The 21,205-nt window shown below is 64.5% G+C and carries 19 protein-coding genes and 1 pseudogene; 19 read left to right on the forward strand and 1 reads right to left on the reverse strand.

The window, feature by feature from the left end:
• The first annotated feature begins 52 nt into the window (after positions 1–52).
• From H163_RS24685 to H163_RS0104880, 11 genes are all read left to right on the forward strand, one after another.
• Positions 53–982, forward strand: coding sequence for a sugar-binding transcriptional regulator (locus H163_RS24685; protein WP_247643335.1), 930 nt, complete (start codon positions 53–55; stop codon positions 980–982).
• 61 nt (positions 983–1,043) lie between these two features.
• Positions 1,044–2,024, forward strand: a complete 981-nt coding sequence (locus H163_RS0104835) for a BMP family lipoprotein (protein WP_019963424.1) — start codon at positions 1,044–1,046, stop codon at positions 2,022–2,024.
• A gap of 134 nt (positions 2,025–2,158) precedes the next feature.
• Positions 2,159–3,712, forward strand: a complete 1,554-nt coding sequence (locus H163_RS22225) for an ABC transporter ATP-binding protein (protein WP_019963425.1) — start codon at positions 2,159–2,161, stop codon at positions 3,710–3,712.
• Positions 3,709–4,824 (forward strand): ABC transporter permease, encoded by a 1,116-nt coding sequence (locus H163_RS0104845; protein ID WP_019963426.1) that lies wholly within the window; start codon positions 3,709–3,711, stop codon positions 4,822–4,824. Before H163_RS22225 ends, H163_RS0104845 begins: the two co-directional genes overlap by 4 nt.
• A 14-nt stretch (positions 4,825–4,838) precedes the next feature.
• Positions 4,839–5,807, forward strand: coding sequence for an ABC transporter permease (locus tag H163_RS0104850; protein WP_019963427.1), 969 nt, complete (start codon positions 4,839–4,841; stop codon positions 5,805–5,807).
• Positions 5,804–6,193, forward strand: coding sequence for a cytidine deaminase (cdd, locus tag H163_RS0104855; protein ID WP_019963428.1), 390 nt, complete (start codon positions 5,804–5,806; stop codon positions 6,191–6,193). The genes H163_RS0104850 and cdd overlap by 4 nt, the downstream gene beginning before the upstream one ends.
• 46 nt (positions 6,194–6,239) lie before the next feature.
• Positions 6,240–7,052 (forward strand): purine-nucleoside phosphorylase, encoded by an 813-nt coding sequence (locus tag H163_RS0104860; RefSeq protein ID WP_019963429.1) that lies wholly within the window; start codon positions 6,240–6,242, stop codon positions 7,050–7,052.
• Complete coding sequence (gene deoC, locus H163_RS0104865; protein WP_019963430.1) at positions 7,045–7,830, forward strand: deoxyribose-phosphate aldolase; 786 nt, start codon at positions 7,045–7,047, stop codon at positions 7,828–7,830. The genes H163_RS0104860 and deoC overlap by 8 nt, the downstream gene beginning before the upstream one ends.
• 1 nt (position 7,831) lies before the next feature.
• The gene (gene deoA / locus H163_RS0104870) at positions 7,832–9,148 is read left to right on the forward strand and encodes a thymidine phosphorylase (RefSeq protein ID WP_019963431.1); all 1,317 of its coding nucleotides are present in this window, start codon (positions 7,832–7,834) and stop codon (positions 9,146–9,148) included.
• A gap of 509 nt (positions 9,149–9,657) precedes the next feature.
• Positions 9,658–10,884: a phosphopentomutase gene (locus H163_RS0104875; RefSeq protein ID WP_019963432.1), complete on the forward strand. Its 1,227-nt coding sequence runs from the start codon at positions 9,658–9,660 to the stop codon at positions 10,882–10,884.
• Positions 10,885–11,020: 136 nt separating this feature from the next.
• Positions 11,021–12,016, forward strand: coding sequence for an adenosine deaminase (locus tag H163_RS0104880; RefSeq protein WP_019963433.1), 996 nt, complete (start codon positions 11,021–11,023; stop codon positions 12,014–12,016).
• 53 nt (positions 12,017–12,069) lie between these two features.
• On the opposite strand, the gene H163_RS0104885 is transcribed toward H163_RS0104880, so the two are convergent.
• A complete protein-coding gene (locus H163_RS0104885) occupies positions 12,070–13,332 on the reverse strand; it encodes an MFS transporter (protein ID WP_019963434.1) in 1,263 nt (420 codons plus the stop codon).
• Positions 13,333–13,690: 358 nt separating this feature from the next.
• On the opposite strand from H163_RS0104885, the gene H163_RS22230 reads away from it, so the two are divergent.
• The 8 genes and pseudogenes from H163_RS22230 to H163_RS0104925 form a co-directional block, all read left to right on the forward strand.
• The gene (locus tag H163_RS22230; protein ID WP_019963435.1) at positions 13,691–14,914 is read left to right on the forward strand and encodes a DUF1688 family protein; all 1,224 of its coding nucleotides are present in this window, start codon (positions 13,691–13,693) and stop codon (positions 14,912–14,914) included.
• A gap of 81 nt (positions 14,915–14,995) precedes the next feature.
• Positions 14,996–15,625 carry a uracil phosphoribosyltransferase gene (gene upp, locus H163_RS0104895; protein WP_019963436.1) on the forward strand — a complete coding sequence of 210 codons (630 nt, stop codon included), beginning with the start codon at positions 14,996–14,998 and terminating at the stop codon, positions 15,623–15,625.
• A 27-nt stretch (positions 15,626–15,652) separates the two neighbouring features.
• Positions 15,653–16,576: a ribokinase gene (locus H163_RS0104900; RefSeq protein ID WP_019963437.1), complete on the forward strand. Its 924-nt coding sequence runs from the start codon at positions 15,653–15,655 to the stop codon at positions 16,574–16,576.
• 71 nt (positions 16,577–16,647) lie between these two features.
• Positions 16,648–17,145: a retropepsin-like aspartic protease family protein gene (locus H163_RS0104905; protein ID WP_040678113.1), complete on the forward strand. Its 498-nt coding sequence runs from the start codon at positions 16,648–16,650 to the stop codon at positions 17,143–17,145.
• A gap of 67 nt (positions 17,146–17,212) precedes the next feature.
• Complete coding sequence (locus H163_RS0104910; RefSeq protein ID WP_019963439.1) at positions 17,213–18,712, forward strand: phosphomannomutase/phosphoglucomutase; 1,500 nt, start codon at positions 17,213–17,215, stop codon at positions 18,710–18,712.
• A 31-nt stretch (positions 18,713–18,743) separates the two neighbouring features.
• Entirely contained in the window at positions 18,744–19,748 is a 1,005-nt protein-coding gene (locus H163_RS0104915; RefSeq protein ID WP_019963440.1) for an aldose epimerase family protein, read from the forward strand.
• A gap of 10 nt (positions 19,749–19,758) precedes the next feature.
• The gene (locus tag H163_RS0104920) at positions 19,759–20,790 is read left to right on the forward strand and encodes a histone deacetylase family protein (RefSeq protein WP_019963441.1); all 1,032 of its coding nucleotides are present in this window, start codon (positions 19,759–19,761) and stop codon (positions 20,788–20,790) included.
• Positions 20,791–20,905: 115 nt separating this feature from the next.
• Positions 20,906–21,205: pseudogene (locus H163_RS0104925) on the forward strand (hypothetical protein); the annotation flags it as partial.

Genomic DNA, 21,205 nt, shown 5'->3' on the forward strand with positions numbered 1-21,205 from the left:
TCGATCCGCGCCGCGTGGCTCTCCTTCGTGGGGGGGCAGCACGCAGGGTGAGATTGCCGCGCGTCTTGGTGTCTCGCCGGCCAAGGTACACCGTCTTATTGCCCACGCCCAGAAGGAAGGCCTCGTCCGTTTCCAGATCGAGGGCCGCCCGATTGAATGCCTCGAGCTGGAAGACGAGCTGACCCGGCATTTTGCCCTGACGAGCTGCATCATTGCGCCGGACCTTGGCGGCGGTGACCAGACGACGGCCATCCGCGCCGTTGCTTCCGTCGCAGGCCCCTTCCTGTCCAACCTGCTCTCGGGGCCGGAAATCCGTCAGCTCGGCGTCGGCATGGGCCGGACGCTGAAGGCTTCGGTTGCGGCCATGCCGCGCCTGTCCCGGCCGGACCTTGCCATCATCTCCATCTCCGGCTCGCTGATGCGCAAGCTTTCGGCCAACCCCTTCGATATCGTGCAGCCGCTGATCGAGCGCACGGGCGGGGAAGGTTACTATCTGCCGGTGCCCTATTTTGCCGAAAGCCTGGAGGAGCGTGACATGTTCCTCGGCCAGCGCAGCGTGCAGGATCTTCTGGCCCGCGCCAGGCGCTCGGATGCCTTTGTCGTCGGCATCGGCTCCATCGATGACGACGGTCATCTGGTGCAGCGCGGCATCATCCAGAAGGAAGATCAGGATGGCCTGATGCGCAGCAGCGCCGTCAGCGACCTGATGGGCCGCTTTGTCAGCATCGAGGGCGCGCAGGTGCCCGTAAGTCTTGGCGAGTGCGCCGTGGGTCTTCACTACGAAGAAGTCCGCGGCTCTCGTGTCATTGCACTGGTGGGCGGGGAGAGCAAGGCAGACGCCACGCTTGCAGCGCTGCGCACCGGTGTCATCACCGACCTGATCGCGGATGAGACCCTGGCAAGGGCTCTGAAGCAGCGGCTCGGATCGAGCGGCCCTGTGACGGCAGCCTTGCTGCCCCGCAGTGTCCAAGAGGGGAAGTAAACCGGGACCAGCCATGGTGGCTGGGTCCAGTGCCGGAGGATGTAACGTGAAGAAGTTCCTGATGACGGGCGCCGCCATTGCAGGCGTCATGATGGCCAGCACCGCCTTTGCAGCGGATTTCCAGCCGGCAGTCGTCTATGACCTTGGCGGAAAGTTCGACAAGTCGTTCAACGAGTCCGCCTACACGGGCGCCGAGAAGTTCAAGAAGGACACGGGCGTCGAATACCGCGACTTCGAGATCCAGAACGACAGCCAGCGCGAGCAGGCCCTGCGCAACTTCGCCCGGCGCGGCATGAGCCCGATCGTCGCCATCGGCTTCTCCCATGCCAATGCCGTGGAGAAGGTCGCCAAGGAATTCCCGGACATCCAGTTTGCCATCATCGACATGGTCGTGGACCTGCCGAACGTCCGCTCCATCGTCTTCAAGGAGCATGAAGGCTCCTACCTCGTCGGCCTGCTGGCAGCCAAGGCTTCGCAGACCGGCAAGGTCGGCTTCGTCGGCGGCATGGACATCGACCTGATCCACAAGTTCGCCTGCGGCTACAAGCAGGGCGTGATGGCCACCAACCCGCAGGCCGAAGTCTTCCAGAACATGACCGGCACCACCGGTGCTGCCTGGAATGACCCGGTGAAGGGCGGCGAGCTGGCCAAGTCCCAGTTCGACCGTGGTGCAGACGTTGTCTATCACGCAGCCGGCGCCACCGGCATTGGCGTGCTGCAGGCGGCCGCTGACGCGGGCAAGCTCGGCATCGGCGTCGACAGCAACCAGAACGCCCTGCATCCGGGCAAGGTTCTGACCTCCATGCTGAAGCGCGTGGACGTCGCCGTGGACAAGACCTTCACCGACGCCAAGAACGGCCAGTGGACCAGCGGCATCGAGGTTCTGGGCCTAGCCGAAGGCGGCGTGGACTACGCTCTGGACGAATACAATGCGTCCCTGGTCACCGACGACATGAAGGCGGCGGCTGAGCAGGCCAAGGCCGGCATCATCTCGGGCAAGATCGCCGTCCACGACTACATGACGGACAAGACCTGCCCGTAACACCCTGAGGGACTGCGGCCCTTGCCCTGTGCCGGAAGGCCAGGGCAAGGGCTCTTTCCTTGTGACGCCGGGCCATGCGCCCGGCCCCTTCACCGACTGACGCCGGCCCTGTGGCCAGACGCGCGGGAGCATCCATGACCGCCGCCATCGAGCTTCGCAAGATCAACAAGTCCTTCGGGCCTGTGCATGCCAACAAGAACATCGATCTTGTGGTGGGCAAGGGATCGATCCACGGCATCATCGGCGAGAACGGTGCCGGCAAGTCGACGCTGATGTCGATCCTCTACGGCTTCTACAATGCCGACAGCGGCGACATTCTGGTGGATGGCAAGGCCGTGACCATCCGCGATTCCCGCCATGCCATCGGCCTTGGCATCGGCATGGTGCATCAGCACTTCATGCTGGTGGACCCTTTCACCGTGCTGGAAAACGTCATGCTGGGCGCCGAAGGCGGCAGCCTGCTGGCGGGCGGTGCGGGCAAGGTGCGGGCGGAACTTGCCCGGCTGGAGCGCGAATATGATCTGAAGATCGATCCGGATGCGGTTGTCGGTGACCTGCCGGTCGGCCTGCAGCAGCGTGTCGAGATCCTGAAGGCACTCTGCCGTGGCGCAGAGGTGCTCATCCTCGATGAGCCGACGGGCGTACTGACCCCGGCGGAGGCCGACCATCTCTTTGAAATTCTGAAAGTTCTGAAGGCGCAGGGCAAGACGGTCCTGCTCATCACCCACAAGCTGCGCGAGATCATGGCCATCACCGACACGGTGTCCGTCATGCGCCGCGGCGAAATGGTGGCGACCCGCAAGACGGCAGACACCTCCATGGAGGAACTGGCCGAGCTGATGGTGGGCCGCAGCGTGCTGCTGAAGGTCAACAAGCAGGCTGCCAGGCCCGGCGAGCGGGTGCTGGCCGTCGAGAACCTCACCGTCACCGACAGCCGGGGCGTCGATGTGGTGAAGGACGTGTCCTTCGAGATCCGCGCCGGCGAGATCGTCGGCATTGCCGGTGTCTCGGGCAACGGCCAGTCGGAGCTGCTGGAGACGCTGGCGGGGATCCGCCGTGCCCGCAAGGGCCGCATGTGGCTGAATGGCGAAACCATCGATCTTGCGGCCAATCCGAAAAATCCGGCGGAAATCCGTGCAATGAGCATGGGCCATGTGCCCGAAGACCGGCACCGCATGGGGCTTGTCACGTCCTTTGCCGAATATGAGAACGCCATCCTGGGCTATCACAACGATCCGGCCTATTCGAAGGGCCCCCTGCTCGACATGCGGGCCATCCGCAAGGCGGCCGAAGCGGAAATCGCCAAATACGACATCCGCCCGCCCAATCCGCTGCTGAAAACGGCCAATTTCTCCGGCGGCAACCAGCAAAAGGTGGTTCTGGCCCGCGAGATCGAGCGGGACCCGAATGTGCTGCTGGTCGGCCAGCCGACGCGCGGCGTCGATATCGGCGCCATCGAATTCATTCACAAGCGGCTGATCGAGCTGCGTGATGCGGGCAAGGGCCTGCTGCTCGTCTCCGTGGAGCTGGACGAGATCCGCTCCCTCTCCGACCGCATCCTGGTCATGTTCGACGGCCGCCTTGTCGGCGAGCGCGGACCGGATGCCACCGAAAACGAATGCGGCCTGCTGATGGCCGGTGTCACGGATGACGTACCCGCCCGCGCCGCGCATGGAGGCAGAGCATGAGTGCCGGTTCCCTGCCGCGCTGGATCGACTTTGGCCTGATCCCGCTTCTCAACCTCACTGCAGCCTTCCTCGTCTCCGGCCTTGTGGTGCTGCTGATCGGCGAGAACCCGCTGGATGCGGTTCAAGTGCTGATCTGGGGCTCGATCGGCTATGGCGAGGGGATTGGCTTCACCCTGTTTTATGCCACGAACTTCATTTTCACCGGTCTTGCCGTGGCCGTGGCCTTCCATGCGGGGCTCTTCAACATTGGCGGCGAGGGTCAGGCCTATCTCGGCGGCCTCGGCGCTGCCCTTGCCTGCCTTGCGCTGGACCAGTATGCGCCGTGGTGGATCACTGTTCCGGTCGCGGTGCTGGCGGCAGCCTTCTTTGGCGCAGCCTGGGCATCCATCCCAGCATGGCTGCAGGCCAAGCGCGGCAGCCATATCGTCATCACCACCATCATGTTCAACTTCATCGGCACCGCGCTGATGGGTTATCTGCTGGTGAAGGTGATCAACAAGTCCGGCTCCATGCAGCCGGAAACCCGCACCTTTGCTGAAGGCGGGCAGCTGCCGCTGCTGGGGGATTTTTTCGGCACCAGCTTCTTCGGCTCGTCGCAGGTCAACCTTGCGGTCTTTCTGGCGCTGGCGGCCCTTGTGCTGGTGTGGCTGCTGATCTGGCGCACGCGGCTTGGCTATGAGATCCGCACCTTCGGTGCCAATCCCGCTGCCGCCGTCTATGCCGGCATTTCGCCGGTGCGCATCACCATCATCACCATGCTGATTTCCGGCGGGCTCGCCGGGCTGATGGCCATCAACGAGCTTGTCGGCTCGCAGCACCGGCTGCTGATCGAATATGTTGCCGGCTACGGCTTTGTCGGCATCGCCGTGGCGCTGATGGGCAGGGCGCATCCGGTGGGCATCATGCTGGCAGCCATCCTGTTCGGCATGCTCTATCAGGGCGGGGCAGAACTCGCCTTCGAAATGCCGGCCATCACCCGTGACATGATCGTGGTCATCCAGGGCCTCGTCATCCTGTTCGCCGGGGCGCTGGAATACATGTTCCGCCCGGCGCTGGTGCGTCTGTTCAGCTTCTCCGCCAAGCCGGCCGCTGCTGCCGGCAAGACGGCCTGACGGGAGAACGAGCCATGTTCGAGACCCTGATCCTCATCCTCGACTCCACCGTCCGCCTGTCAGCGCCGCTGCTGCTGGCCTGCCTTGCCGGACTTTATTCGGAACGCTCGGGCATCGTCGACATCGGCCTTGAGGGCAAGATGCTGGGCGCCGCCTTTGGCGCAGCCTCCGTTGCCTTCATCACCGGCAATGCATGGGCCGGGCTTGGCGCGGGCATTGTGGTCGCGGTCGGCCTTGCGCTGATCCACGGCTTTGCCTCGATCACCAACCGGGGCAACCAGATCGTCTCCGGCGTTGCCATCAACTTCCTGGCGGCCGGGCTGACCGCCCTTCTGGGGCAAGCCTGGTTCAATCAGGGCGGACGCACACCGTCCCTGTCGGCTGGCGGGCGTTTTCTCGACATCGAACTGCCCTTTGCCGCCGCCCTCAAGGACGTGCCGGTCATCGGCTATCTCTATTTCGAGCTGATTTCGGGCCACAACATTCTCGTCTACCTCGCCTTCCTTGCCGTTCCGGCCACATGGTGGGTGCTCTACCGCACCCGCTTCGGCCTGCGTCTGCGCGCCGTTGGCGAGAACCCGGCGGCGGTGGATACGGCGGGCATCTCCGTCACCTTCCTGCGCTACCGTGCCGTGATCATGTGCGGCATTCTCTGCGGCCTGGCTGGCAGCTATCTGGCGATTGCCCAGTCCTCCGGCTTCATCAAGGACATGACCGCCGGGCGCGGCTACATCGCGCTGGCGGCCCTGATCTTTGCCAAGTGGAAGCCGGTGAACGCACTCTACGCCTGCCTCCTCTTCGGCTTCCTCGATGCCATGGCCATCCGGCTTCAGGGCCAGCAGGTTCCGGGCATCGGTGAGGTGCCGGTGCAGGTGTTCCAGGCCCTTCCCTACATTCTCACTGTCATCCTGCTGGCGGGCTTCATCGGCAAGGCCATTCCGCCCAAGGCCAGCGGCATCCCCTATCTGAAGGAGCGCACATGAGCGCGGTGGACAAGCTCTTCGAGGCGGCAAAAGCTGCCCGCGAAAACGCCTATGCCCGGTACTCGGACTTCAAGGTCGGCGCGGCGATCCTTGCCGCCGATGGCAAGATCTATCCGGGCTGCAACGTGGAAAACGCTGCCTATCCGCAGGGCGTCTGCGCCGAAGCCGGCGCCATCTCCGCCATGGTTCTGGCCGGTCAGCAGCAGATCGAGGAAGTGGTCGTCATCGCCGACGCCGCCCTCTGCACTCCCTGCGGCGGCTGCCGGCAGAAGCTGAAGGAATTCGCGGCCGGTTCCGTCAAGGTCCATATCGCCAATCTCGACGGCATCCGCCGCACCTTCACCATCGACGAATTGCTGCCCGCCGGTTTCCAGCTTCTCGACTGAAGCGGACCGTTGAGGCTGAAACAGAACAACACAAGGGACGAACGCCATGAGCAGCTATGGCAATGACTGCGCGGAAATCGTCCGCGCCGCCCGTCCGGGCAGCTACCGCATCGGCATGATCCTGGGCTCCGGGCTCGGTGAACTGGCGGGCGAAATGGAGAATGCGGTGCGCATTCCCTACAGCAAGCTTCCGGGCTTTCCAGTCTCCACCGTTTCCTCCCACGGCAGCGAGCTGGTGGCGGGCGAGCTGGAAGGCGTGCCGGTGGTGATCCTCTCGGGCCGCGCCCACTATTATGAGAGCGGCAATCCCTCCATCATGCGCACGCCGGTCGAAACGCTGAAGGCGCTAGGCTGCGAGATCCTGCTGGCGACCAACGCCGCCGGGTCCCTGCGCGAAGAGGTGCAGCCGGGCAGCCCGATGCTGATCACCGACCACATCAACTGGTCCGGCCTCAATCCGCTGATCGGCGAGGAAGACGAAAAGCGCTTCCTCGACATGACCGCCGCCTATGACAAGGACCTGCAGGCCGCCATGCACCGCGCCGCGAAGGCCGATGGTCATGCGCTGGCAGAGGGCGTCTACATGTGGTTCTCCGGCCCGTCTTTCGAGACCCCGGCAGAGATCCGCATGGCGCGCATTCTGGGTGCTGATGCCGTCGGCATGTCCACTGTGCCGGAGGTGATCCTTGCACGGTTCCTCGGCATGCGCGTGGCCGCCATGTCGATCATCACCAATCTGGGCGCAGGCATGCAGGCCCATGGCCTGTCCCACGACGAGACCAAGTCCGTCGCCAAACTCGGCCTTGCGCGCATGAAGCAACTTGTGCGCGGCTTCGTGAAGGAGATTTCCCATGGCTGATGCAGCCACCAGGGCGGAACTTGCTGCCCGTGCTCTCGCCCTTGTCGATCTGACGAACCTGAATGACGGCTGCACCGCCGCCGACATCGATGCGCTCTGCGCCCGCGCCGTGACGGAGCATGGCCATGTGGCCGCCGTCTGCGTCTATCCCGCCTTCGTGGCGCAGGCGAAGGCAAAGCTGGCTGGAACGCCGGTGAAGGTCGCAACTGTCGTCAACTTCCCCGCAGGCGGCGTGGACACCCGCGCCGTGGTGGAAGAGACAGCCCGGGCCATTGCCGATGGCGCGGACGAGATCGACCTCGTGATGCCCTACCGCGCCTTCGTGGAAGGCCGCCGCGGCTTTGCCGAAGAGATGATCATCCGCGTCAAGGCCGCCATTCCGGCGCCGGCCCAGCTGAAGGTCATTCTGGAAACCGGCGAGATCGGCGATCCGCTGCTGATTCATCAGGCCTCGCTCGTGGCCATTGCCGCCGGTGCCGATTTCATCAAGACCTCCACCGGCAAGGTGAAGGTCAACGCCACGCTGGAAGCTGCCGAAATCATGCTGACGGTGATCGACGAAGTGCGCACCGAACAGCCCGGCCGTCAGGTGGGTTTCAAGCCTGCCGGAGGCATCCGCACGCTGGACGAGGCTGCTGCCTATCTGGCGCTGGCCGACCGGATTCTGGGGCACAACTGGGCATCGGCGGCCACGTTCCGCTTTGGCGCCAGCGGGCTGCTGGATGCGCTTATCGACGTCATCAAGGGCGGCGCAGGCAGCGCACGCGAGGGATACTGACATGCTGGCACAGGAACTCATCCGCAAAAAGCGGGACGGCGGCCAGCTGACGCGGGAAGAAATCGCCTTCTTCGTCAAGGGCCTTGCCGATGGCAGCGTCAGCGAGGGGCAGGTTTCGGCGCTGGCCATGGCCATCTTCTTCCGCCGCCTGACCATTGACGAGCGCGTCTCCCTGACGCTGGCCATGCGTGACAGCGGCACCGTGCTGGACTGGTCCGATGTGGACGCACCGGTGCTGGACAAGCACTCTACTGGCGGCGTTGGCGACAACGTCTCGCTGATGCTGGCCCCTGCCCTTGCCGCCTGCGGCGCGGCCGTGCCGATGATCTCCGGACGCGGCCTTGGCCACACCGGCGGCACGCTCGACAAGTTCGACAGCATCCCCGGCTACAAGACCCAGCCGGACAATGCCCTGTTCCGCAAGGTGGTGAAGGAAGTGGGCTGCGCCGTCATCGGCCAGACCAGTGACCTTGCTCCTGCCGACAAGCGCTTCTACGCCATCCGCGATGTGACGGGCACGGTGGAGAGCATCGACCTCATCACCGCCTCGATCCTGTCCAAGAAGCTGGCGGCGGGTCTGCAGGGCCTCGTGCTCGACGTGAAGTGGGGCACGGGCGCCTTCATGCAGAGCTTCGAGGACGCCAAGGCGCTCGCCGAAAGCCTCGTGCGCGTCGCCAATGGCGCCGGCCTCAAAACCACCGCCCTGCTGACGGACATGAACGAATCCCTCGCCTCTGCCGCAGGCAATGCGGTGGAAATGCAGAATGCCGTGGACTTCCTGAAGGGCGCCTCCATCGACAGCCGCCTGTGGGACGTGACCGTGGCGCAGGGCGGCGAGCTGCTGGCGACCGGCGGCATTGCCGAAAGCGCCCAGGAAGGCTGCAATCTGATGCGCGCCGCCTTTGAAAGCGGCCGTGCGGCAGAGAAATTCGCTGAAATGGTCACCGCCCTCGGCGGCCCGGCGGACTTCATGGAAAAGAGCGAGCTCTATCTCGCCAAGGCGCCCGTCATTGCTCCGGTCTATGCGAAAGAGCCGGGCGTGGTCACCGGCGTTGACGCCCGCGCCATCGGCGTTGCCGTGGTGGAACTGGGCGGCGGCCGCCGTGTCGCTGCCGATGTGATCGACCCGTCGGTTGGCTTCACGGAACTGGCCGGTATTGGTCACCGGGTGGATGCCGATGCGCCGCTCGCCATCGTCCATGCCGCCACCGAAGACGCCGCCCGCCGCGCAACCGAGGCCCTCAACGCCGCCTATCGCACCGGCGATTCCGGCAGCGTCGAGGACCACCCGATCGTGGCTGCCCGTATTGCGCCTTGAGCGCGATACAAAGCATGAATGACATCGCGCCATGAGGCGCGATACAGGGCAAGAATGACATCGCGCCATGAGGCGCGATACAGGGCGAAAATGGGATCGCGCCGTAAGGGGCGGTGTGAGTGGAAGATCCGGACTGGTTCGTCTGAGGTGTTTCATAGTGGCCGCAGCGCCCCTCTCCCCCCTTGAGGGGGAGATGTCTGCGTCAGCAGACAGAGGGGGGTGTCAGCGCCACCACACATGACAGCCTCTAGGCAGACTGGAGAGGCTGCATACCCCCCTCTGCCCCCTTCCGGGGGCATCTCCCCCTCAAGGGGGGAGAGGAACCGGGGCCGGTTCGGAAGCAAAGTCCCCCTCCCCCTCGTGGGGAGGGGTTAGGGGTGGGGGTGAGGCTGAAGCGCCGGATACTTGCTACGGATCATCACCTCCCTCAAGCCAAACGACAAGCAGCCGCAAGAGCTGCCGTGAAATGAGATGAGAGGCTTTGGCCTCGGGACAAAAGGAAACAGAGCATGCCTCGCGCCATTCTCGTTGTGCTCGACAGTTTTGGCATCGGCGGTGCGCAGGATGCCGCGCGCTTCGGCGATGAGGGCTCCGACACGCTGGGCCATATCGCGGAACACTGCGCGGCAGGAGAAGGTGACAAGCCAGGCCTGCGCAGCGGGCCACTGCATCTGCCCAACATGAACCGCCTCGGCCTTGGCGCCGCCGCCACGCTTTCCACCGGCAAGACCCTGCCCGGCCTTGCGCCGGATCCTGCCCCCACGGGCCTCTGGGGCTATGCGGCGGAAGTGTCCAACGGCAAGGACACGCCGTCCGGCCACTGGGAAATCGCGGGCGTGCCCGTCGCGTTCGACTGGGGCTATTTCCCGGCCACCATCCCCACCTTCCCGGCGGAGATGATCGCCGCCATCGTGGCGGAGACGGGCATTCCCGGCATCATCGGCGACAAGCATGCCTCCGGCACCGAAGTGATTGCAGAACTGGGTGAGGAGCACCTGCGCACCGGCAAGCCGATCTTCTACACATCAGCAGATTCCGTCGTGCAGATCGCAGCTCATGAGGAGGCCTTCGGCCTCGAAAAGCTCTATGCCCTGTGCGAAGCCGCCCGCAAGCATGCGGACCCTTACAACATCGGGCGCGTCATCGCCCGGCCTTTCACGGGCAAGACTGCGGCAGACTTTGTGCGCACCGCCAACCGGCGCGACTACTCGGTGCTGCCGCCCGAGCCCACCCTTCTGGACCGGCTGACCGCCGAAGGGCGCAAGGTCATCGGTGTTGGCAAGATCTCCGACATCTTCGCCCATCAGGGCGTCACCAGGGTGCTGAAGGGCGCCGGCAACGGCCAGCTTCTCGACAAGACGCTGGAAGCCATGGACATGGCGGAAGACGGCGATCTCGTGTTCACCAACCTGATCGACTTCGATTCCCTTTATGGCCACCGGCGCGATGTGCCGGGCTATGCGGCGGCGCTGGAAGAATTTGACCGGCGCCTGCCGGAGCTGATGGCGAAGCTCAAGCCCGGCGACCTGCTGCTGCTGACTGCCGACCATGGCTGCGACCCCACCTGGCGCGGTACGGACCACACGCGCGAGCATGTGCCGGTTCTGGGCTTTGCTCCTGGCATCGCTGGCCGCAGCATCGGCGGACGCAGCACCTATGCGGATATCGGCGAGACCATCGCCGAGCATCTGGGCATTGCCGCCGGGCGCCATGGCCGCAGCTTCCTGAGCGCCTGACTTTCCACCGGGAAGCGGCCTCCATGCGCCGCTTCTTCTTGACGCAGCGTGCGGCGGCGGGAACAACTTTGTCAGTGATTGAGCCGGGTCATGAAATGGACCCGGCAGGCAGCTTTCAAGGAAGGACGGGCGGCCCATGGCAGTGCAGGAGCAGGTGCTCAAGGCGGAATTGCACTGCCATATCGAAGGGGCAGCCCCGCCCGCACTGGTTCAGAAGATCGCAAAGCGCGAGGAGATCGACGTTTCGTCGATCATCGACGCCAAGGGCCAGTACCGCTGGAGCGACTTCACCACATTCCTCTCGGCCTATGACCTTGCCAGTTCCGTCTTCCGCCGCCCCGGCGACTATGCGCAGCTGAGCGAAACCTACTTCCGCATGCTGGCCGCCGAAGGGGCCATTTACGGCGAGATCTTCATCTCTCCCGATCATGCCACATCGGCGGGCCTCTCCTACCGCTCCTATGTGGAAGGATTGGCGGCAGGCCTTGAGCGGGCCAAGGCGGAGACCGGCATCGAAGGCCGGATGATCGCCGTTGGCGTGCGCCACTTCGGTGCGGCCTCGGTGGAGCGGGCCGCGAAAGAGGTTGTCTCCAATCCGCATCCGCTGGTCACCGGCTTTGGCCTTGCTGGCGACGAGCGCGAGGGCCATCCGGCCAATTTCGCCCGCGCCTTCCGCATGGCGGGCGAGGCCGGGCTGGGCCTGACCGCCCATGCGGGCGAGTTCGGCGGGCCGGAGAGCATCAGCGCTGCCCTCGATTTCCTGCGCGTGCGGCGCATCGGCCATGGGGTGCGGGCCATCGAAAGCCCGGCACTGGTGGACCGGCTGGCGGCAGAGCGGATCGTGCTGGAGGTCTGCCCCGGCTCGAATGCGGCGCTGGGGCTTTACCCGGTGCTGCGCTTCCACCCGGTCAACCTGTTGCGCCGGGCGGGCGTGCGCATCACCCTCAATTCGGATGATCCCCCCTTCTTCCGCACCACGCTGGGCCGGGAATACAGCCTGACCGCCAAGACCTTCAACTGGACGCAGGAAGACCAGCGCGTCTTCACCCGCACCGCCATCGAAGCCGCCTTCTGCGACAAGGCGACCAAGGAACGGCTGCTGGCCAAAGTGGACAACCAGAAGCTCAGCTAATTGATTGCGGGCATAGGGGATTGCAGCCGGAAAACAAACTGCGGCCTTCCCCCTCAGGCCGCAGCTTCCTTTTTCTGCTGCTCTTCGTCCGAGCGCGGGTCCATGGCGGCGGTTTCCGGGGTGGACAGGCGGCCGGTGGTCAGAACCGGCACGAAGTCCGACTTCTCCGCAACACTGAGGCTGGCCCGCTGGGTCATGCGCCAGATGGTGAACAGCACCATCAGCAGATGCGACGCCGCTGTCACCTGGAACAGGGCGGAGGGTGAGCTGGCCGTCATCAGAGCCGCCGCCGCGATCGGTCCGATCATGGTGCCGGCACCATATAGCAACAACAGCCCGCCGCTGGTTTTCAGGAACTCCCCCTGTGCCGCATGGTCATTGGCATGGGCGACGATGACCGGATACATGGAATAGATCATGCCGCCGAACAGCGAGACAAAGATGATCACCGTGGTGCTGCCGGGGGCGGAGAGCAGCGACAGGACAATTTCCACCACCATGGCGACCAGTCCCATGCCGATCAGCACGAGGCGGCGGTCGATGCGGTCGGAGATCATGCCCACCGGCACCTGAATGAGAGCCCCGATCAGCAGCGACAGCGACATCATGATGGCGACATCCCCCACCTCAAGGCCGATGCGCCGTCCATAAACTGCGCCCAGCGTGCCGAAGGCGCCGTTGGAAATGCCGGTGAGAACCACGGCGACCACTGCGACCGGCGAATTCTTCCAGAGCTGGCGCGGGTCCAGCCTTGCCTGCGTCAGGGGCGTGGGAGTCGCGGCGGTGGAAAGGGCCGTGGGCAGCAGCGACAGGGAATAGATGATGGAGCCCACCACGAAGAAGACGAAGCCGGTGGGATCGCCCAGCGTCAGCAGCATCTGGCCGATGGTGGTCGAGCCCAGGTTGATCATGGTGTAGATGCCGAACACGCGGCCGCGCGTCTTGTTGTTGGCGCGCTCGTTGAGCCAGCTTTCCACGATCATGGCGCCGCCTGCGAAGCAGAAGCCGGTGAGCGCGCGCAGCGGAATCCAGACTTCCGGCATCATGAACAACAGGTTCAGCAGCATGGAGATGGCGGCTATGGAAGCCATCACGCCAAAGGTGCGGATATGCCCGACGCGCTTCACGATCATCGGCACCAGCAGGCAGCCGGCGATATAGCCCACCGCCCATCCTGCCCCCAGCATGCCGAGGGACGTATCGGAAAACCCTTCGGCAAGGCCGCGCACCGGCAGCAGCAGGCCATGCAGCCCGCCTGCCATCAGCAGCAGGCCGGAACCGAGAAGAAGGGCGGCGATGGAGAAGACGGTCGACATGAAAAAACCCGGAAAGCAGCAGTGATTTTGTTATGGCGCAGCAGCACGTATTGCATGAAGGACGCAACTCATGCTGCCCGAAACGGACATCAGACAACAGGACAAGCTTGCCACGGATCGTGCATGATGCTGGTTTATCAACCGTTCATGATTTCACGGCAGCAACATGGCAGCCCCCCTCCCGCACAATCTGACATGACCTGAAGGTCCAACGGCATCATGATACCAAGGCTTTTGATGCTGACGCATCACGCCTTGAAAATGCTCAAACACCGCTCGGGCTTGACCAGTTCCCGATAAGCAAATCTCATCGGGAACTGGTATGAGCAGTGCGTTCCACTGAAAGGACGCAAAGCCGATGACAACGCCCGCCGCCACCGAAACACCCTCCGAGGCCATCAGCCTGCTTACTGCGCAAGCCTTGCGCGAAGGTGCCGCCCGCCTGCTGGATCTCGCCAGGCAGACTGCGCTTGCCGGCATCCGTCTGGATGAGGGCAAGCTGGAGCCGCTGGCCCAGCAGGTGGCTTCGATCCTGCGCGCTGCGGCGCCGGAAGCCGGGCTTGCCCCGCACACCCTGTGGCGGCTGGCAGAGGCAGGCGGAGAAGACCGCTGGGGCATGATTGCCGGTGCCCGTGCCTTTCCCGATGTGCGGATGATGGGACGCGCCGCCTTTGATGCGGCCATAACCACAGTGCTGATGACGCCGCCTGCGGATCCGGGCTGGCGGTTCGATGACCCTTTCGCCGGGGAGAGGCTTGCAGGCGCTGAAGGCATGACGGCAGCCACCCTGTCCGCTTTCGCCAGCGGGCTTTTCTCCGCCGTGCCCGCCGATCCCATCCGCGCCGATGCCCATGCGCTGATCCGGGTGGAAACGGAAGAGCTTGCCCGGGCCCTACAGGTGGATGAGGACCATGCGGCTACTCTCGCCGCCCGCCTGCACCGGCTGGGGGAACTCGCAGGCATGCGGCCCGATCTCTTTGCCCGTGATGACGAACCAAGGCCCGGCGGGCTGTTCGACGTGCTGTTCGATGAAGGGCAGGAAGACGGCAGCCTGAGCCTCGCGCGGATTTTCGCGCTCGTGCTGGAAGGGCTGGTGCCGCTGTGGGAGGGCTCCGAAAGCCTCAACGGTGTGCCGCTGGGCGATACGGTTCGCGTGCCGGCGCTCGAGGGCTGCGTGGCTGGCGAGCCTCTGCTGCCGCTGCATGAGCGGGCAAGGTTTCTGGCGCTCTCCCTCGTCGAGCCGCTGGCCTGGGCCGGCATTGCCCCGCTGGACCTTGATGGCCCCGGCGGGCCGACGGACACCGCGCATGTGCAGCTGATGCTGGCAGGCGGCGTTATTTCCTTCGCCCTGCAGGACGGCGATGCCCGGGTGCAGGCGGCCATGCTGCGCGGCCTTGCCGGAGCGCTGACGCTTGAGCTGGCAAACAAGGTCCGGGACATTCTGGAAACGGAGGCCGGAGACCTGCCGCTGACCTGCATCGAGGAAGCGGGCACCTTGCCGCTTGCTGCCATGCTTTTGCGGGAAAACCCGGCAGCTGTTGAGGACTTCGGCAAAATTGCCGCCGCCGGGACTGTTTTTTGAGCGCTCTTCGGTGCATAGGAAAAGACAGAGATACCAGAAGACATAACGGCCAAAAGCCGCAAGAACAGGAGACAGGCAGACATGTCCGGAGCCATCGTAGTTGATCATCCGCTGGTCCAGCACAAGCTCACGATCATGCGCAACAAGGCCACCTCCACCCAGGGCTTTCGCCGCCTGCTGCGCGAAATCTCGACCCTGCTGTGCTATGAGGTGACCCGCGACCTGCCGCTGACGCAGATCACCATCGAAACGCCGATCTGCGAGATGCAGGCCCCGACGCTGGCGGGCAAGAAGCTGGTCTTTGCCTCGATCCTGCGCGCCGGCAACGGCCTGCTGGAAGGCATGCTGGATCTGGTGCCCTCCGCCCGCGTTGCCCATGTCGGCCTCTACCGCGACCCGGAAACCCTGACGCCGGTGGAATACTACTTCAAGGCCCCGGAAGATCTGGGCGAGCGCCTCGTGATCGTCGTCGACCCGATGCTGGCCACCGCCAATTCGGCCATTGCCGCAATCGAGAAGCTCAAGGGGCGCGGCGCCAACAACATCCGCTTCCTCTGCCTGCTGGCAGCCCCGGAAGGCGTTGCCAAGTTCAATGCCGCCCATCCGGACGTTCCGGTCTACACCGCCTCCATCGATGCCAAGCTGAACGACCACGGCTACATCGTCCCCGGCCTTGGCGATGCGGGCGACCGCATGTACGGCACGAAGTAAGACAGACACCGGCAGGAGCAGCCCCGCATGATCACCGTCTTCGGGTCCATCAATCTTGATCTCGTGGCGGCGGTCGAGCGCCTGCCCCTGCCGGGTGAGACCGCAGCCGGGCCGGACCATCAGAACTTTCCCGGCGGCAAGGGCGCCAACCAGGCGCTGGCCGCCCGCCGCGCTGGAGCGGACGTGGCCATGACCGCTGCGGTGGGAACGGATGTCTTCGCCGCCCCTGCCCTTGCCAATCTGGAAGCCGCCGGTGTCGATCTGTCCGGCGTGCGCCGCCTCGATGGGGCGACCGGCATTGCCATGATCGGCGTCGAGGCCAGCGGCGAGAACCTCATCATCGTCGCCAGCGGCGTCAATGCCCGCGTATCTGCCAACTGGCTCAAGGGCAAGCTGCCCAAGGGCTCGATCCTGCTGATGCAGATGGAAACGCTTGCCGCTGAGATCCGCGCAGCCATCGCCGCTGCACGTGAGGCTGGCGCAACGGTGATCCTCAACACCGCCCCGGCCGGAGACCCGGCCGTCAGCGAGCTTGCCAGCCTCAGCGATATCGTCATCGCCAATGAGAGCGAGGCGATGGAAATTGCCGGAAAGCTTGGCCTGCCGGGTGAACCCGAGGCCTTCGTGCGCACAGTTGCGAAAGGCCGCTTGGGCACTGCACGTCTCGCCGTCGTGACGCTGGGCGCAAAGGGCGTCATCGCCCATGACGGCAAGGCGCTCTACAGTGTGCCGGTGCCGAAGGTGAACGTGGTGGATACCACCGGTGCGGGCGATGCCTTCTGCGGGGCATTCGCAGCCGCACTCGACCGGGGGGACGAACTGGGGGCAGCGCTGGCCTTTGGTGTTGCCGCCGGAAGCCTTGCCTGCACGGCCAATGGCGCGCAGGGCAGCGCACCGGATGCCGCTGCCATCAGCCAGCTTGCCGCAACGCTCCCCACCACCCGAAGCTGATCCCGTTCACCGGATGCTAAGCCGGATGTGACAAGGATTTCCCGTCCATCCTCCGTGTGTCCGGCAAGGTCATGCTGCGTTATCTCGTCATCCTCGTTCTGCTTGCAGCTCTGGTGCCTTTCGTGCCGGGGCTGGTGGAGCGCTGGACGGAAGCGCAAGACCTCTCCCCCACAGCAGAGCAAGCCGCACAAGCCACAGGTGGCAGCCTGAAACTGAAGGCGGAGCAGAACGGCCACTTTATCGCGGGAACCCGCATCAACGGCAGAACGTTGAAGATGATGGTGGACACGGGCGCAACGCTCGTCGCCCTGCCTCAGTCTGACGCCCGCCGCGCCGGTATCCAGCCGGAGGACAAGGACTTCACCGCCCGGGTCAACACCGCCAATGGCATCATTGCCGCTGCACCGGTGAAGATCGAAACCCTGGAGCTGGGCCCTCTCTATCTTCGGGATGTGGATGCAGTGGTCATTCCGGATGCCTCATTGTCGACACCACTGCTTGGCATGTCAGCGCTGCGCCGGTTCAAACGATTTGATATTTCTGGTGACACGATGCTTCTGGTTCAATAATGTCCAGCCGCTCGGATACCGCTCATTTCGTTAGTCTTTTCCGGCAAAAGCTCTTGTGAGGTTGCTCATGTTTCCCAAACCCGAAGCATTTCTGAAGTCGAATACCTACGCCTACGAATCCAAGCCGATGGTCAAGCCCACCGGTTTCCGCGAGTATGACGCGCGCTGGCTGTTCGAGAAGGAAATCAACCTGATGGGCATGCAGGCCCTCGGCATGGGGATCGGCACCCTGATGCATGAGCGCGGCATCCGTCCGGATATCGTCGTCGGCCATGACTTCCGCGGCTATTCCGCTTCCATCAAGATGGCGGTCATCAACGGGCTGATGGCTGTGGGCATCAACGTGCATGACATCGGCCTTGCCCTGTCGCCGATGGCCTATTTCGCCCAGTTCGCACTGGACGTGCCGGCCGTTGCCATGATCACCGCCTCGCACAATGACAATGGCTGGACCGGCGTGAAGATGGGCGTCAACCGCCCGCTGACCTTCGGCCCGGAAGAAATGGGCCGCCTGAAGGACATCGTACTGAACTCCGCCTTTGTCGCCAAGGGCTCCGGCTCCTACCGCTATGTCGACAATTTCGCGGATGTCTACATCAAGGACCTGACGGACCGTGCCAAGCTGAAGCGCCCGATCAAGGTTGTGGCCGCCTGCGGCAACGGCACAGCCGGCGCCTTCGCCCCGCGCGTTCTGGAAATGCTGGGCGCGGAAGTCATTCCGCTCGACGCCGAACTCGACCACACCTTCCCGAACTACAATCCGAACCCGGAGGACATGAAGATGCTTCATGCCCTGCGCGACAAGGTTCTGGAAACCGGTGCAGACGTTGGCCTCGGCTTTGACGGCGACGGCGACCGCTGCGGCGTGGTGGACAACGAGGGTGAAGAGATCTTCGCCGACAAGGTGGGCGTGATGCTCGCCCGCGACATTTCCTCGCTCTACCCGAACTCGAAGTTCGTGGTGGACGTGAAGTCCACCGGCCTGTTCCACACCGACCCGGTGCTGAAGGCCAATGGCGCGGTGACCGACTACTACAAGACCGGCCACTCCTACATCAAGCGCCGCGTGACGGAGCTGGGAGCCATCGTCGGCTTTGAAAAGTCCGGCCACTATTTCTTCAACGCCCCGATTGGCCGCGGCTATGACGACGGCCTCGTCTCGGCCATCGCCATCCTCGACATGATGGACCGCAACCCCGGCAAGTCCATGGCCGACCTGCGCCGTGCCCTGCCGAAGACCTGGGGCTCGCCCACCATGGCGCCGCACTGCGAGGACGAGATCAAATACGGCATCGTCGACAAGGTGGTCGCCCGCTTCCAGGCCATGCAGGCCGCAGGTGAGAAGGTGGCCGGACAGGCCATCACCGATCTCATCACCGTCAATGGCGTGCGCGTCGTCACGGAAGACGGCACCTGGGGCCTCGTCCGCGCCTCCTCCAACAAGCCGGAGCTTGTGGTGGTGGTGGAAAGCCCCGCTTCCGAAGCCCGCCTGCACGAGATGTTCAAGGCCGTGGATGCGGTGCTGCGCGAGAACCCGGAAGTGGGTGCTTACAACCAGACCCTCTAACCCTGACCAGATCTGAACGGACGGCAACAACATGATCCGGCCCTTTGGCACCCTTCCCGGCGGTGAAACCGTCAATGAAGTCACGCTGAGGGCCGGTTCCCTCGAAGCCGCCGTCCTGACCTACGGCGCAACCCTCCGGGATCTGCGCCTGCATGGCCGCCCGCTGGTTCTCGGGCTCAACACGCTTGAGGACTATCAGGCCCACGGTGCCTATTTCGGCGGAACCTGCGGGCGCTATGCCAACCGCATCGCCGCTGGCCGCTTCACGCTGGATGGCGTTTCCCGTCAGGTCACCTGCAACGAGAAAGGCCGCAATCATCTGCATGGCGGCCAGTGCGGCTATGACAAGAAGCTTTGGCAGATTGCCGAACTCTCCGCCTCCAGCCTGCTTCTGACGCTGACCTCGCCCGATGGCGAGGAAGGCTATCCGGGCAACGTGGATCTGCGCTGCCGCTATACGCTGCTGGAAAACGGCACGCTGCGCCTTGAGATGAACGCAGAGACGGACCAGCCGACGCTGGTCAACCTTGCCCACCACAGCTATTTCAATCTCGACAGTTCCGGCGATATCAGCGGCCACCGGCTGCAGATCCTTGCCGGCCGCTATCTGCCGGTCGATGCAGACTGCATCCCCACCGGCGAGATCCTGCCTGTCGAGGGCACCGCCTTTGATTTCCGCACCAAGCGGCCGATCCGCCAGACCGGCGCGGACCATGCACGGGTGCTGTACGACCACAATTTCTGCGTGGCGGACACACCCTCGGAAGCCTTGCGCCTTGCGGCCGTGCTGGAAGGCGAGACCTCCGGCATTTCCATGGAACTCTGGACCACCGAACCGGGCGTCCAGTTCTATGATGCCTCCGGCCTGGGCCTGCCTTACGAGGGGCTGGAGGGGCGCCGCTACGGCCCGCATGCCGGGCTGTGCCTCGAGCCGCAGCGCTGGCCCGACAGCCCTAACCATACGGAGTTTGCGGGGGCTGTGCTGCGGCCCGGAACAACCTATAGTCAGGTGACCGAGTTCCGCTTCCAGCCGTGAGCCGCACCGCATGAAGACCGTTTTTTCGCCCGTCCAGCTGACCCATGACCCGAAGATGGAAATCTCGGACGGGATGCTGAAACCCGCCGTGGAAATTCCCAGCCGGGCCGAGATGGTCCGCAACGAAATCCTTGCCCGCAAGATCGGCCCGCTGTGGACTCCGCAGGACTTTGGCCGCGCCCCGCTGGAACGGGTGCACACAGGCGAATATCTCGACTTCCTCGAAAGCTTCTGGAGCCGCTGGACGGCTGCCGGGCGGCAGGGCGAGGCTTTCCCCTTCGTCTGGCCCGTGCGCCAGCTGCGTTCCTCGCCCACACCCACCCACATCGACGGGCTGCTGGGCCGCTTCTCCTTTGATGCGGGCACGCCGCTGGGCGAGCACACATGGGCTGCAGCCACCGCCAGCGCCAATTCGGCGCTGACCGCCGCCCGCTTCCTGCGCGAGGGCGACCGCTCGGCCTTCGCCCTCTGCCGCCCGCCGGGGCACCACGCGGCAGCCGATTACTTCGGCGGCTATTGTTTCCTCAACAATGCCGCCATCGCCGCCCAGTGGCTGCGTGATCAGGGCACCGCGCGCGTCGCCATCCTTGACGTGGACTATCACCACGGCAACGGCACGCAGGCGATCTTCTACGAGCGCGCCGATGTGATGTTCCTGTCCATCCACGCCGACCCAAAGGAAGAATACCCCTATTTCCTCGGCCATGCGGACGAGACGGGCGAAAAGGCAGGCAAGGGCTTCACCCAGAACTGGCCGCTGCCGCCCGGCACCGATTGGGCCCGTTACGCCCAAGCGCTGGAAGAAGCCTGCCGCTGGCTGACGGTCTACTCCCCGGACGTGCTGATCGTCTCGCTGGGTCTCGACACCTACGAGAAGGACCCGATCTCCCAATTCCGCTTCGTGCCGGAAGACTTCCTGCGCCTCGGCGCCAGGCTCGCCCGCCTCGGCAAGCCCACCCTCTTCGTCATGGAAGGCGGCTACGCCGTCGACGCCCTCGGCTCCAACTGCGTCAACGTGCTCGAAGGATTTCTCGGGGGGTGAGGGGGGATCTGCGGCCCGCGCTTTCCCGGTAAATGTTAATCAGCTGTTAACTTTTGCCGCCCCAATATGCAACCTGTGATTACGATTCTCCCCAACACCTCAACAAGGTGATACCATGACACAGATTGCTTCCGGTCTCCCGCGTTCGGGGTCAGATCTGCTGAGTTCGCTGCGCAAGTCCGGCGCGGCGGAGGCGGAAGGGCGGCAGCCGGGCGGGCGCTCTGGCACAGAACAGGCTGGCGGCGCCGCCGGCAACCCGGCCGCCATTGTCGACCTGTCCCGGCAGGCACAGGAAGCCCTGTCCCGGATGGGCTCCGACAAGGAAGTGGCCGACAAGCTGCAGGAAATCCTCACGGCACAGAAGGGCGGCACCGCCTCCAGAACCGGAGAGGCAGGCAAGGCCCTCTTCACCCAG

Origin of the sequence: Pannonibacter phragmitetus DSM 14782 (genome assembly GCF_000382365.1) — a bacterium.
Taxonomy (GTDB): Bacteria; Pseudomonadota; Alphaproteobacteria; order Rhizobiales; family Stappiaceae; genus Pannonibacter; species Pannonibacter phragmitetus.

Coding starts and splice junctions, on each gene's coding strand:
- H163_RS0104860 (WP_019963429.1), top strand. CDS start 6,240: ATGAGCAGCTATGGCAATGACTGCGCGGAAATCGTCCGCGCCGCCCGT.
- H163_RS0104920 (WP_019963441.1), top strand. CDS start 19,759: ATGAAGACCGTTTTTTCGCCCGTCCAGCTGACCCATGACCCGAAGATG.
- deoC (WP_019963430.1), top strand. CDS start 7,045: ATGGCTGATGCAGCCACCAGGGCGGAACTTGCTGCCCGTGCTCTCGCC.
- H163_RS0104900 (WP_019963437.1), top strand. CDS start 15,653: ATGATCACCGTCTTCGGGTCCATCAATCTTGATCTCGTGGCGGCGGTC.
- H163_RS0104910 (WP_019963439.1), top strand. CDS start 17,213: ATGTTTCCCAAACCCGAAGCATTTCTGAAGTCGAATACCTACGCCTAC.
- upp (WP_019963436.1), top strand. CDS start 14,996: ATGTCCGGAGCCATCGTAGTTGATCATCCGCTGGTCCAGCACAAGCTC.
- cdd (WP_019963428.1), top strand. CDS start 5,804: ATGAGCGCGGTGGACAAGCTCTTCGAGGCGGCAAAAGCTGCCCGCGAA.
- deoA (WP_019963431.1), top strand. CDS start 7,832: ATGCTGGCACAGGAACTCATCCGCAAAAAGCGGGACGGCGGCCAGCTG.
- H163_RS22230 (WP_019963435.1), top strand. CDS start 13,691: ATGACAACGCCCGCCGCCACCGAAACACCCTCCGAGGCCATCAGCCTG.
- H163_RS0104850 (WP_019963427.1), top strand. CDS start 4,839: ATGTTCGAGACCCTGATCCTCATCCTCGACTCCACCGTCCGCCTGTCA.
- H163_RS0104885 (WP_019963434.1), bottom strand. CDS start 13,332: ATGTCGACCGTCTTCTCCATCGCCGCCCTTCTTCTCGGTTCCGGCCTG.
- H163_RS0104880 (WP_019963433.1), top strand. CDS start 11,021: ATGGCAGTGCAGGAGCAGGTGCTCAAGGCGGAATTGCACTGCCATATC.
- H163_RS0104835 (WP_019963424.1), top strand. CDS start 1,044: ATGACGGGCGCCGCCATTGCAGGCGTCATGATGGCCAGCACCGCCTTT.
- H163_RS0104845 (WP_019963426.1), top strand. CDS start 3,709: ATGAGTGCCGGTTCCCTGCCGCGCTGGATCGACTTTGGCCTGATCCCG.
- H163_RS0104875 (WP_019963432.1), top strand. CDS start 9,658: ATGCCTCGCGCCATTCTCGTTGTGCTCGACAGTTTTGGCATCGGCGGT.
- H163_RS0104905 (WP_040678113.1), top strand. CDS start 16,648: ATGCTGCGTTATCTCGTCATCCTCGTTCTGCTTGCAGCTCTGGTGCCT.
- H163_RS0104915 (WP_019963440.1), top strand. CDS start 18,744: ATGATCCGGCCCTTTGGCACCCTTCCCGGCGGTGAAACCGTCAATGAA.
- H163_RS22225 (WP_019963425.1), top strand. CDS start 2,159: ATGACCGCCGCCATCGAGCTTCGCAAGATCAACAAGTCCTTCGGGCCT.